Genomic DNA, 12,126 nt, shown 5'->3' with positions numbered 1-12,126 from the left:
CGTCGGGTTTTGCATTTCGTGAAGTCTTAGAGGACTTAGTCCTTCTTGACCGGCGGGACCGGGCGGATAGCCAGTTCGCGAAGCTGTGTCGGCGTTGCGGCCGAAGGAGCGCCCATCAGTAGATCCTGTGCCTGCTGGTTCATCGGGAACAGCGAGATCTCGCGCAGGTTCTTGGCGCCGACCAGCAGCATGACGATACGGTCAATACCGAAGGCAGCACCACCGTGCGGCGGTGCGCCGTACTGGAAGGCGCGGTAGAGACCGCCGAAGCGCTCTTCGACGTCGGTCTGGCTGAGGCCGACCTTTTCGAAGGCGGCGACCATGGTTTCCGGCGACTGGTTACGGATCGAACCCGAAGCGATTTCGAAGCCGTTGCAGACCGCGTCGTACTGGAACGCCTTGATCGTGAGTGGATCCTGGTTCTGCAGCGCCTCAAGGCCGCCCTGCGGCATCGAGAACGGGTTGTGGGCGAAATCGACCTTCTTTTCTTCCTCGCTCCATTCGAAGAATGGGAAGTCGACGATCCAGCACAGCTCGAAGCGGTCGCGATCGACCAGATTCAGCTCTTCGCCGGCTCTGGTGCGGGCTTCGCCGGCAAACTTGTAGAACTTGGAAGGATCGCCGGCGACGAAGAAGCAGGCGTCGCCGTCATCGAGGCCGAGCTGGGTGCGGATCGCATCCGTGCGCTCTTCGCCGATGTTCTTGGCAAGCGGGCCAGCGCCTTCGAGCTTCTCGCCTTCCTTGCGCCAGAAGATGTAGCCGAGACCCGGCTGACCCTGGCTCTGCGCCCAGGCGTTCATGCGGTCGCAGAAGGCACGCGAGCCGCCGGTCTTGGCCGGGATTGCCCAGACTTCGACCTTCGGGTTGGAAGCGATCATGTTGGCGAAGACCTTGAAGCCGGAGCCGGCGAAATGCTCGGTAACGGCCTCCATGACGATCGGGTTGCGCAGGTCCGGCTTATCGGAGCCGTACTTGCGGATGGCGACGTCATAGGGGATGCGCGGCCATTCCTTGGTGACCGGCTTGCCTTCGGCAAACTCTTCGAACACCTGGGTCATGAGCGGGCCCATCGTGTTCCAGACGTCTTCCTGCGTCACGAAGCTCATTTCGAGGTCGAGCTGATAGAATTCGCCCGGCAGACGGTCGGCGCGCGGGTCTTCGTCACGGAAGCACGGCGCGATCTGGAAATAGCGGTCGAAACCGGCAACCATCAGCAGCTGCTTGTACTGCTGCGGCGCCTGCGGCAGCGCGTAGAAGGTGCCGGGATGGATGCGGCTCGGCACGAGGAAGTCGCGCGCGCCTTCCGGCGACGAGGCCGTCAGGATCGGGGTGGTGTATTCGGTGAAGCCGACGTCGCCCATGTGTCGGCGCATCGAGGAGATAACCTGCGTGCGCTTGACGATGTTCCGGTGCAGCGTTTCGCGACGAAGATCGAGGAATCGATACTTCAGGCGAACGTCTTCCGGATAGTCCGGCTCACCGAAGACGGGCAGCGGCAGCTCCTTGGCGGCGGAGAGCACTTCGATCTCCTGAGCGTAAAGCTCGATCTCACCGGTCGGCATGTTCTTGTTAACGGTATCTTCCGTGCGGGCCTTGACCAGACCATCGATGCGGATGACCCATTCGCCGCGAACGGTTTCGGCGAGCTTGAAGGCCGGAGAATCAGGGTCTGCAACGACCTGGGTGATGCCGTAGTGATCGCGCAGGTCGATGAACAGCACGCCGCCATGATCTCGGACGCGATGAACCCAGCCGGAGATGCGGACGGTCGAACCGACGTCGGACTTGCGCAGGGCGGCGCATGTGTGGCTGCGATAGCGATGCATAGTATATATCCTGGGCTTGGCGGGCGGTGGCGCAAGGACATGCAAACCCCTCGCCCGCCGACGAGAAAATCGGGCGGAAAAGCGCATGGCACGCCCGATTTGTCAAGGCTCGAACGCGTAGCCCATCTCGCCCCCGGCGGGCGAGAAAGCAAAAACTTAGGCTTAGATGAGGGCTCGTCCCTCTTCTAAGTCTTAGTTTTTGCAAGAGAGGGGGTAGGCAGGGACGCACCCAACCTTGGAATTGTACAAGCGAGAAAAGGCCCCCCGCTCTTGCAATTTCAATGGCTTAGAAATTGCGCCAAACTTTGGAATACGTTGCAACTCCGAGTTCGCAATTCCTAAACCAGTGAAATTGCTTTCTCGCCCGCCGAGGGCGAGATAGAGTCCGCGCCAGCTTCACCCTCTCGCTCACTCTCCGCAATTCTTCAACTCTGCCAGAATCGTCAGGGAGACACCCTCAAGATTCATCGTCACTTCGTGGTTCCACACTCGTATGGTGCGAAAGCCTTGCTTCGAAAAGTATGCGTCTCTCGCCACGTCCTTTGCGCTCTCGGCATGTTGCGCACCATCGACTTCGACGATCAACCGCGCCTCGAAACACACAAAATCAAGAATATATCCATCAATTGGAACTTGCCGCTTGAACTTGAACCCCTCAAGCTGCCTTCCACGCAAAGCCTGCCAAAGCATGTTTTCCGCCTTGGTGGCGTCGTTGCGCATTGCCTTGGCGAATTGCCGCAATCGATCTGGCACGTCGCGACGCATCTTTTTCTCGTTTCAACCATTGCGATTTGTGAAGCATATTACTCAACCAGGATCTAATATAGTCAGAATCACACAGCAACCCATATCGACATCCGCAAGTAGCCGATGCGGCAGTTTGGCTACCTCGATGCTATTGCTGAACAACGAAGTCAACTTTAAACAGGCATCGATAGATCTTCGCCCCCGGAGCCTGACATGCCGATCCTCACCCGCCGCAATCTGCTCAAAGCTTCAGCCGTTGCCGGCGCCTATGGCGTTGGCATTGGTATCGCTGGAAAATTTTCGGGCAAGGCGGTGGCGGCCGAGCCGCGGGTGCTGAAGACCGCCAAGATCGAAGCCAGTCTTACTGATGGTGGCGTGACGAAAAGCGTGCTGAGCTATGGCGAGGCAGGCATGCCGCCGGTCGTGCGCATGAAGAAAGGCGAATCCTTCGCCGCGCGGCTGATCAACGGCATCGATGATCCGACCACCATCCATTGGCATGGCATCCGGCTCCCCAATAACATGGATGGTGTGCCGTTCCTCACGCAGCCCTATGTCTATACCGGCGATCATTTCGACTATGCCTTTACGCCGCCCGATGCCGGCACCTTCTGGTATCACCCGCATTGCAACACGCTGGAGCAGATGGGTCACGGCATGACTGGCGTCATCGTTGTCGAAAACCCCAAGGATCCGGCATTCGATTCGGAAGTCGTGCTCAACCTGCGCGACTGGCGGTTGGGTGGCGACGGGCAGTTCATCGCGCAGTTCCGGCCGCGCGATGCGGCCAAGTCGGGTACTTACGGCACAGTGCGCACCGCGAACTGGCAGCAGGAGCCGCAATATGACGCGCCCTCCGGCGGGCTAGTGCGCCTGCGTATCGCCATCACCGATGTCACGCGCATCTATTCCTTCCGCATGGAGGGCGCCGAGGCGACCGTGATCGCGATCGACGGCAATCCCGTGCCGCAGCGTTTTCCACTCGATCTTCTGCAGCTCGGGCCGGGACAACGGCTGGAGCTTGCCGTGCGCATGCCCGACAGCGAAGGCGCGATCGTCAAGCTCGAAGATATCAAGGGCACCAATCCGAAGGTGCTGGCGACACTCCGCGCAGTCGGCACCTCCTTGAAGCGCGATGTCCGCGATCTGGCGCTGCTCGAAAGCAATCCCGTGCAGAAGGCCGATCTCGGCTCGGCCACCCATATTCCGCTGATCCTCAGCTCGACCGCGGAAAATACCGCGGACAACACCATATGCGGCTCGCTCGGCTACAGCTTCTGGGCCATCAACAAGGTTCCATGGCCGGGCGACACCCCCGATCCCACAGCGCCGCTTGCCGAACTCAAGCTCGGCAAGAGCTATGTCATCGACATGGAAAACGTCACCCCGCACAGCCATCCCATCCATCTGCACGGAATGAGCTTCACGGTCCTCTCGTCATCGACGAGGCAGGTGCAGCCTTTCGTCTCCGACACCTATCTGATCCAGCCGGACGAGAAGGTGCAGCTTGCCTTCGTTGCCGACAATCCCGGCGACTGGCTGCTGCATTGCCATATCATCGAGCATCAGAAGACCGGCATGACGAGCTACGTGCGCGTGGCATAGGCGGTCGCCGAGCCACCTCGATTGCAGGCGGTCTAGGTCGAAGCCGTCACAGTTCCCGGCAATTTCAGCGAAAAGCGAAACGCGGCAAAGGCTTTGTCCGCGAAAGTATTGACATATCGGGCTGAAAGGAGAAGGAAGTTAAAGAAGTATTTTACCATTGAATGTGTTGAGATGATCGAAACTACCGCCCAATTGGAGGCGGCCTGCCAAGAGCTGGCCAAGTCGGAATTCATTACCATCGATACGGAATTCCTGCGAGAAACGACCTTCTGGCCGGAACTGTGTTTGATACAGATGGCAAGCCCCACCACCGAAGTGCTGGTGGACCCGCTGGCCAAGGGGCTGGACCTGGCACCCTTCTTCGAGCTGATGGCAAACCCGTCGGTGCTGAAGGTGTTTCATGCTGCGCGCCAGGACATCGAAATCATCTTCCATCGCGGCAACCTCATTCCTCATCCGATCTTCGATACGCAGGTCGCGGCGATGGTCTGCGGCTTCGGTGATTCGGTTTCCTACGACCAGCTCGTCAGCCGCATCAAGAACGTCCATATCGACAAGTCCTCGCGCTTTACCGATTGGAGCCGGCGTCCGCTCTCGGAAAAGCAGCTGGATTATGCGCTGGCCGACGTCACCCATCTGCGCGACGTCTATCTCTCGCTCAAGGAGCAGTTGACGCGCGAGGGACGCGCCTCCTGGCTGCAGGAGGAGATGGCGATCCTCGAGGCACGCGAGACCTACGATCTGCATCCCGACGATGCCTGGCAGCGGTTGAAGATGCGCCTGCGCAAGCCGCAGGAGCTGGCGGTTCTCAAATACGTCGCAGCCTGGCGCGAACGCGAGGCCCGCGCCCGCAACGTCCCGCGGGCACGTGTACTGAAAGACGATGCGATCTATGAGATCGCGCAGCAGCAGCCAAAGGACACCGAAGCACTCGCACGGCTGCGGACCATTCCGAAAGGCTGGGAGCGCTCGGCAGCCGGCACGGCAGTGCTCGAAGCGATCAACGCGGCGCTGGCGCTGCCGAAATCCGAAATGCCGCATCCGCCGCGCCATCAGCAGGCTCCAGAGGGCACGGCTGCCGCTTCCGAACTGCTGAAGGTGCTATTGAAGCTGATTGCCGAAAAGCATGGCGTCGCCCCGAAAGTCATCGCCAACAGCGACGATCTCGACAAGATCGCGGCGGAGGGCGAGAAGGCCGATGTCGCGGCTCTGACCGGCTGGCGACGCGATCTCTTCGGCGAGACGGCGTTGCAACTGATCCAGGGCCAGGTGGCCCTGCGCTTCGTCGGCAAGCGGATCGAAACCGTCAGCCTCTAGTCGCGACATTCTCCTTTCCCGGCGCCTTGCGATTGCGTATGATTCGCGGACCAAGGTGTCGGTCGCCATCACGATTGCGCCGCAAATCTCGTGGAATGAACGTCTTGTGTAATCGTTCTATTCGATGACGTTCCAGTTTGCCGACGCAATCCCGCGTCGATGACAGGCGTCGCTTCTCGGCGGAAAAGTGAATGGGCATTTTCCATTCGATACGCAACTGGATCCTGACATCGCTGGTTGTCGCCTCAACCGGCGTCGTCTACGGCAAGGTATTTTTCCCGCAATCGCCGATGTATATCGGCGCAATCTTTGCTCTGTTCTGCGGCATGCCGCTGCTGGTATTCGAGCGCCGCATGATCCTGCCGCGGCTGAACGACTGGATGCACAGGCTACCGACGCCGGCTTTCATTCTTTCGGCTCTCATCGTCGACTTCGTCCTGATGAGCGCCGGCTATGCGATCGCGGGCAGCCTTATGAAATTGCTGGGCCTGGTCGAAGCGTCATGGGAAGACATGACGGTCCTGAAGATAGATGTCTACATCTATGCCGTTCTGGTGACAGCCGTCATCATCTTCATCGGCCGCGTGCGGGAGCTGCTCGGTCGCGACGTGTTCCTCAGCCTGCTGACCGGCCGGTACCGCAATCCGATGCAAGAAGAACGCGTCTTCCTCTTCGTCGATCTCGTCGGCTCTACCGCCTTTGCGGAAGAGCACGGCGACCTGAAGACACAGGAATTCCTGGGCGCAGTGTTCGGCGCCATGGCGGAGCCCGTGCGTCGGCACAAGGGCGCGATCGACGACTATATCGGCGATGCCGCCATCATCACCTGGCCGCTGCAACGGGGCATCAAGAATGCCAATTGCGTGCGCTGCGTCTTCAATATCCTCGACAATATCGAAAAGAATGCCGAGACGTGGCTGAAATCCTACGGCAGGGTGCCGCGTCTGCGAGCCGCGCTTCATGGCGGCAGCATCGTGACGGCCGAAATCGGTGTCGACCATCACAAGATCGCCTATTTCGGCGACACGGTGAACACGACGGCGCGGCTGGAATCGCTCTGCAAGACGCTGGAGCGCCAGGTGTTGATCTCAAGCGATCTCGCCAGGCTGCTCGAACTTCCCGAAGCGATCATCAAGGAAGAGCTCGGCGAACATGCCGTTCGCGGCCGCGATCAGCATCTCGGCGTTATCGCCCTTCACACGCAGGATCGCCAGGCGCTGAAGACCGTTCGTGGCAGATCGTAAGCAATACATATCATTGGCTGCGTTTCGATATCGCCATACGCTTGAGCTTCACAGCCTATGGGTTGTCCACAGTCACCAAATCTTCACCTAAGCGTTAATTCGCGGACATGGGTCGCCTGTTAAGCGGAGTTGTTTTCGCCACTCTCCACCACAAGGTGACATGATGACTCGAATTCTTTCCGCCTCTACGGCACTCTTCATTTTGCTTGCCTCCTCGGCCCAGGCCGACGAGCAGCAGTTCAAGGCAAAGCTCGTCGGACAGGCCATCCTGCCGGCCAACACCATCGCCGACGCGCCTGCCGATGCGTCTGATTTCCTGAAGACCTCGGGCAAATTCACCACGCCGGATCGCAAGCGCACCGACGCTCTCGGCACCGTGCCAGGCAAGGATGGCGCCCGCGTCACCGACCTGAAGCTGCCCTTTGCCGGCCAGCCGATCCAGGGCTTCTCCGGCATCAAGACCATGCCTGACGGCACCTTCTGGACGCTCTCCGACAACGGCTTCGGCTCCAAGCAGAATTCCAGCGACGCCATGCTTTTCCTGCACCAGCTGAAGTTCGACTGGGATAGCGGCAAGGTGGAAGTCGTCAAGAACTTGTTCCTATCCGATCCGAACAAGAAGGCCCCCTTCCCGATCGTTATGGAAGGCGCCGACAAGCGCTATCTGACGGGTGCCGATTTCGACATCGAATCGGTTCAGCCGGTTGCTGATGGCTTCTGGATTGGCGACGAGTTCGGTCCCTACCTGCTGAAATTCGATACCAACGGCCAGCTGACCGACGTTTTCGCAACGACGCTCGACGGCAAGCCGGTCATGTCTCCCGACAACCCGCTGATCCAGCTGCCCGGCAACCCGACGCAGAAGATTCCGGCCTTCAACCTGAAGCGCTCCGGCGGCTTCGAGGGCCTCGCTATGTCGAAGGACGGCTCCAAGCTCTACGGCCTGCTGGAAGGCCCGATCTACAAGGAAGACGGCCAGATGGAGAGCGTCGACGGCAAGACGGCCATCCGCGTCATCGAATTCGACGTTGCCTCCAAGAGCTGGACCGGCCACAGCTGGCTCTATCCTTTCGCAGACAAGGGGGTCTCGATCGGCGATTTCAATATGCTCGACGCAACGACGGCCCTGGTCATCGAACGCGACAACGGCGCCGGCACGAAGGACAAGGCCTGCGCCGATCCCAAGCAGCCGAAGCCGGATTGCTTCGAGGCTCCGGCCGAGCTGAAGCGCGTCTACAAGATCGAATTCAGCGACGCCAATGTCGGCAAGTCCGTTCGCAAGATCGGCTACATCGACCTGCTGCGCATCGAAGATCCGGACCACAAGCGTCGCCAGGGCGGCGGCGAAGGCTTCTACGACATGCCCTTCGTCACCATCGAGAATGTCGATCGCGTCGATGCCACGCACATCATCATTGGCAACGACAACAACCTGCCCTTCTCCGCAGGCCGCGCCGTCGACAAGGCTGACGACAACGAATTCAGCCTGCTTGAAGTGGGTGATTTCCTGAACGCGAAGTAAATTGCAAGAAACTGCCTCTCCCTGCATCGCGGGGAGAGGTTTCAGGCCTGTTCGAAGCGGTAAGACCTATTCTTCGAAGCAGAACGCCAGTCGGCGGTTCGTCAGCTTGCCGAGTTGCTGCAGGCGCCCGTCCAGCCTCTCGCCGGCAAAATCGTGATATTCGGCGGGAACGACGAATTCGAGATCGAGATCCGGATTTGTCGAGCGACGGAACGACAGGTTCCGGACGATGCCAGGCATCGACGCCGAGAACAGATAAACGACACGCAACAGGCCGCCGAGCAGCTTGGCGCGCTCGATGTAGAGCGGCGTAGCGATGGTCGCGAGCGGCTCGGTCGCCCCGTCATCGCTCAAGCCCTCGAAGCGGTAGTAATTGGCAAGTGCGATGAAGGCACGGCCGGCATGGGTAATACCGACGAAGGACGTGTGGGCGATGATGTTCAGCGCCTGCAGGCCGCGATAATCCGGATGGGCCCGCCAGCTGATATCGGCAAGCAGGCAGGCTGCCTGGCGATAGCGGCTTTCCTCATCGGTCTCGGTGATGCCAAAGAACGGCATCATCCGTCCCGTCCATTCCGCCAGCTCTCGGGCATGTTCCGGCGAACGGGCACGCAGGATGGCGAGTTCGCCGGCCGCCACGAGCAACGGATCGCTGTTGCGCTCTGCCTCGGTCAGCAGCGAATAGAGATAGCCTTCACGCACACCCTGGGCGGAGAAGGAGATGACGGACGGCTTCATCGCGGCCAATACCTCGCGCATCGCAACCGCGCCGAAGGGCAGCAGCGAGCGGCGGTGTTTGGAAACCGCCTGCAGCGCCGGATCCTTCGAATCCTTCGATTCGACGATCTGATCCAGGAAGCGGATCATCTCATCAAGCTGCACCTCATAGCCCTGCATCATATGCAGCGGATATTTGCGGATTTCCATGTGCAGCTTGGCGATATTTCGCCAGGTGCCGCCGACCGCATAGAAGGTGCGGCCCTCGCCCTTGCTCAAGAGCTTGGCCGTCTTGACGTGCTTGCGCGCAAAGCCGCGCGCCTTCTCGATCGAGCCACCGGCATATTCGGAGAGGCGCAGACCACCGAGCGGCAACGTGATGCCCTTGCCGATCTCGCGATCCTTAATGTCAATCAGTTCCAGCGAGCCGCCGCCAAGGTCGCCGGCGATGCCATCGGGATGGAAGAAACCGCTGATAATGCCGAGCGCAGAGAAACGTGCCTCTTCTTCGCCCGAAAGCACGCGCACCTTGCGCTGAAGAATGGCTTCGGCCTGATGAATGAACTGCGGACCGTTGCTTGCTTCGCGCGCCGCGGCCGTTGCAAGAACATAGATGGTGGAGGCACGCGCCTGATCGGAGAGCGCCTTGAAACGATGCAATGAGGCAAGCGCTCGTGCCACGTTTTCCTCGTCCATCTTCCCCGTCAGCGCTATACCCTTGCCCAGGCCGCATAGCACTTTTTCGTTGAAGAGGATGGTTGGCGACCGCGAATGGCCTTCATAAACGACAAGACGGACCGAGTTCGACCCGATATCGACAACGGAGACAGGGGCGATGCCCGGAAGACGCCCCTGGGCTTCTGATTCAACCATGCAGGTCCAATTTATTTGTTGCGGCCCGACAGCAGCCCAGCGATGAGTTTCGGTGCGCTGGATTTCAAGGCTTCACCGCGGCCCGACAGGCTGGGGTTGGTCATGAAATACTGCTGCGCATTAAATGGCTCTTTTCCCTGGCGCACTTCCATGCGCCGTGAAGTCCCGTCCGGCAATATCTCGTAGCTTTGCTGATTGTCAATGATATTGCCCAGCATGATCTGTGAAAGCACCTGCTCGTGCACGGTCTTGTTGGTGAGCGGCACTAAGGTTTCGACGCGGCGGTCAAGGTTTCTCGGCATCATGTCGGCAGAACCGATATAGACCAAGGCCTTATCCGACGGCAGGCCGTGACCATCGCCAAAGCAGAAGATGCGGCTGTGCTCTAGGAAGCGACCAACGATCGACTTGACGCGGATCCTTTCCGAAAGGCCTGCAATCTGCGGACGCAGGCAGCAGATGCCGCGCACGACCAGATCGATCTCGACGCCGGCATTGCTGGCTCGGTAGAGCGCGTCGATGATGTCGGGATCGACGAGCGAATTCATCTTCATCCAGATCGCGCCCGGACGGCCATTCTTGGCGTGCTCGATCTCGCCTTCGATATGCTGGAGGATGCGCGGGCGCAGCGTATAGGGCGAAACCGCGATCTTCATGCCGTGCTCCGGCTCACCGTAACCGGTGATGAAGTTGAAGATATTCGCCATGTCATGGGCGATTGCCGGATCGCAGGTGAAGTAGGAAAGGTCGGTATAGATCTTGGCGGTGACCGGGTGATAATTGCCGGTGCCGAGATGGCAGTAGGTGCGCAGCTTGCCATCCTCGCGGCGCACGACCATCGACATCTTCGCATGGGTCTTGAGCTCGATGAAGCCGAAGACGACCTGCACGCCCGCGCGCTCAAGGTCGCGCGCCCAACGGATGTTCGCCTCTTCGTCGAAGCGGGCCTTGAGTTCCACCAGCGCGGTCACGGACTTGCCCATGTCGGCGGCGTCGATCAGCGCGCGGACGATCGGGCTGTCATTCGAGGTGCGGTAGAGCGTCTGCTTTATCGCCAGAACGTCAGGATCCCTAGCAGCCTGGAGAAGGAACTGGACCACCACGTCGAAGGATTCATAGGGGTGGTGGACGACCATGTCCTTTTCGCGGATCGCGGCGAAGCAATCGCCGGCGTGCTCGCGGACGCGCTCAGGAAATCGGGCATTGTAGGGCTCGAAGCGCAGATCGTCGCGCGGCGCCTTGCAGATTTCGGATAGGGTATTGAGCGCCAGCAGGCCGGGCAGAACCGCGATGCGGTTTTCCGGAACGTTCAACGACTCCACCACGAACTGGCGAAGCTCAAGCGGCATTTCGGAGTCGGTCTCGATGCGGATCACGGAACCGCGGCGGCGGCGCTTCAGCGCGGTTTCGAAGAAGCGCACCAGATCCTCCGCCTCTTCCTCGACTTCGATATCGCTGTCGCGAATGATGCGGAAGGTACCAGAGCCCTGCACCTCGTAGCCGGGATAGAGCCGGTGAATGAAGATGTTCACCACGTCTTCGAGCGTGATGTAACGGATGACGTTGCTGGCATCCGGCAAGCGGACGAAGCGGTCGAGCGCCGGCGGCAGGCGCAGCAGCGCCGTCATCGGATCGCGGCCGTTCATGCTCTTCAGCTGCAGCGCGATCGAAAAGCCGAGGTTCGGAATGAAGGGGAAAGGATGCGCCGGGTCGATGGAGAGCGGTGTCAGGACCGGGAAGATCGCCTGCTCGAACTCGGTGTGCAGCCACTGGCGATCGGCATCGGAAAGAGCAGCCGGGCGGACGATCAGAATATCTTCCTTGGCAAGATACTGCTGCAGAACGGCAAGCGAGGCCTGCTGCTCCATCTGCAGATTGTCGATCTCGCGCAGGATGTCGTCGAGCTGCTCGGCGGGCGTCTTGCCGTCAGGCGTGCGCACGAGGATCTTCTGGCGGACCTGGCCTTCGAGGCCGGCGACGCGCACCATGAAGAATTCATCGAGGTTGGCGGCAGAGATGGAGAGGAAGCGAACACGCTCCAGCAAGGGATGAGCTGTGTTCAATGTCTCTTCAAGGACGCGGCGATTGAACTGGAGCCAGGAGAATTCGCGGTTGATGAAGCGCTCGGGGCTGGTCAGCAGCTCGCTGACCGGAGGTGCGGCCTCCGGGGTTTCCGGGTTGGCGTCCTGATGTTCCGTGAGTGCCGAGTCCATGTTCCACCTACCCTCTTCTAATCCTGTGCCACGTATATCAGTTTGACGACGGAACTGTGACA

8 protein-coding genes are annotated in these 12,126 nt (G+C 59.9%); 4 read left to right on the top strand and 4 right to left on the bottom strand.

What is annotated here, in order from left to right; all coding sequences use genetic code 11:
• Positions 1 to 35 precede the first annotated feature (35 nt).
• Both aspS and GA0061100_RS07995 read right to left on the bottom strand, forming a co-directional pair.
• Positions 36 to 1,826, bottom strand: coding sequence for an aspartate--tRNA ligase (gene aspS, locus GA0061100_RS08000; RefSeq protein WP_075852212.1), 1,791 nt, complete (start codon positions 1,824 to 1,826; stop codon positions 36 to 38).
• A gap of 408 nt (positions 1,827 to 2,234) precedes the next feature.
• Positions 2,235 to 2,591 carry an endonuclease domain-containing protein gene (locus tag GA0061100_RS07995; protein WP_075852211.1) on the bottom strand — a complete coding sequence of 119 codons (357 nt, stop codon included), beginning with the start codon at positions 2,589 to 2,591 and terminating at the stop codon, positions 2,235 to 2,237.
• Between the two features lie 195 nt (positions 2,592 to 2,786).
• Between GA0061100_RS07995 and GA0061100_RS07990 the strand changes: the two genes are divergently transcribed.
• The 4 genes from GA0061100_RS07990 to GA0061100_RS07975 all read left to right on the top strand — a co-directional run bounded on the left by GA0061100_RS07990 (position 2,787) and on the right by GA0061100_RS07975 (position 8,261).
• Positions 2,787 to 4,178 (top strand): multicopper oxidase family protein, encoded by a 1,392-nt coding sequence (locus GA0061100_RS07990; protein WP_075852210.1) that lies wholly within the window; start codon positions 2,787 to 2,789, stop codon positions 4,176 to 4,178.
• Positions 4,179 to 4,349: 171 nt separating this feature from the next.
• Positions 4,350 to 5,495 carry a ribonuclease D gene (gene rnd, locus GA0061100_RS07985; protein ID WP_075852209.1) on the top strand — a complete coding sequence of 382 codons (1,146 nt, stop codon included), beginning with the start codon at positions 4,350 to 4,352 and terminating at the stop codon, positions 5,493 to 5,495.
• Positions 5,496 to 5,686: 191 nt separating this feature from the next.
• The gene (locus GA0061100_RS07980; protein ID WP_075852208.1) at positions 5,687 to 6,739 is read left to right on the top strand and encodes an adenylate/guanylate cyclase domain-containing protein; all 1,053 of its coding nucleotides are present in this window, start codon (positions 5,687 to 5,689) and stop codon (positions 6,737 to 6,739) included.
• A 163-nt stretch (positions 6,740 to 6,902) separates the two neighbouring features.
• On the top strand, positions 6,903 to 8,261 hold the full coding sequence (locus tag GA0061100_RS07975) for an esterase-like activity of phytase family protein (protein WP_075852627.1): 1,359 nt from the start codon (positions 6,903 to 6,905) through the stop codon (positions 8,259 to 8,261).
• Positions 8,262 to 8,327: 66 nt separating this feature from the next.
• Here the strand turns inward: GA0061100_RS07975 and ppx are convergent, their stop codons facing one another.
• Together ppx and GA0061100_RS07965 are read right to left on the bottom strand one after the other, a co-directional pair.
• Positions 8,328 to 9,851 carry an exopolyphosphatase gene (gene ppx / locus GA0061100_RS07970; protein WP_075852207.1) on the bottom strand — a complete coding sequence of 508 codons (1,524 nt, stop codon included), beginning with the start codon at positions 9,849 to 9,851 and terminating at the stop codon, positions 8,328 to 8,330.
• Between the two features lie 11 nt (positions 9,852 to 9,862).
• Positions 9,863 to 12,064 (bottom strand): RNA degradosome polyphosphate kinase, encoded by a 2,202-nt coding sequence (locus GA0061100_RS07965; protein WP_075852206.1) that lies wholly within the window; start codon positions 12,062 to 12,064, stop codon positions 9,863 to 9,865.
• Positions 12,065 to 12,126 lie beyond the last annotated feature (62 nt).

The organism is Martinezella hainanensis (genome assembly GCF_900094555.1).
Classification (GTDB): domain Bacteria; phylum Pseudomonadota; class Alphaproteobacteria; order Rhizobiales; family Rhizobiaceae; genus Rhizobium; species Rhizobium hainanense.
The sequence above is the reverse complement of the archived record's forward strand: the minus strand, read 5'-3'. Positions and strand labels throughout refer to the sequence as shown.

Coding starts and splice junctions, on each gene's coding strand:
- aspS (WP_075852212.1), bottom strand. CDS start 1,826: ATGCATCGCTATCGCAGCCACACATGCGCCGCCCTGCGCAAGTCCGAC.
- GA0061100_RS07995 (WP_075852211.1), bottom strand. CDS start 2,591: ATGCGTCGCGACGTGCCAGATCGATTGCGGCAATTCGCCAAGGCAATG.
- GA0061100_RS07990 (WP_075852210.1), top strand. CDS start 2,787: ATGCCGATCCTCACCCGCCGCAATCTGCTCAAAGCTTCAGCCGTTGCC.
- rnd (WP_075852209.1), top strand. CDS start 4,350: ATGATCGAAACTACCGCCCAATTGGAGGCGGCCTGCCAAGAGCTGGCC.
- GA0061100_RS07980 (WP_075852208.1), top strand. CDS start 5,687: ATGGGCATTTTCCATTCGATACGCAACTGGATCCTGACATCGCTGGTT.
- GA0061100_RS07975 (WP_075852627.1), top strand. CDS start 6,903: ATGACTCGAATTCTTTCCGCCTCTACGGCACTCTTCATTTTGCTTGCC.
- ppx (WP_075852207.1), bottom strand. CDS start 9,851: ATGGTTGAATCAGAAGCCCAGGGGCGTCTTCCGGGCATCGCCCCTGTC.
- GA0061100_RS07965 (WP_075852206.1), bottom strand. CDS start 12,064: ATGGACTCGGCACTCACGGAACATCAGGACGCCAACCCGGAAACCCCG.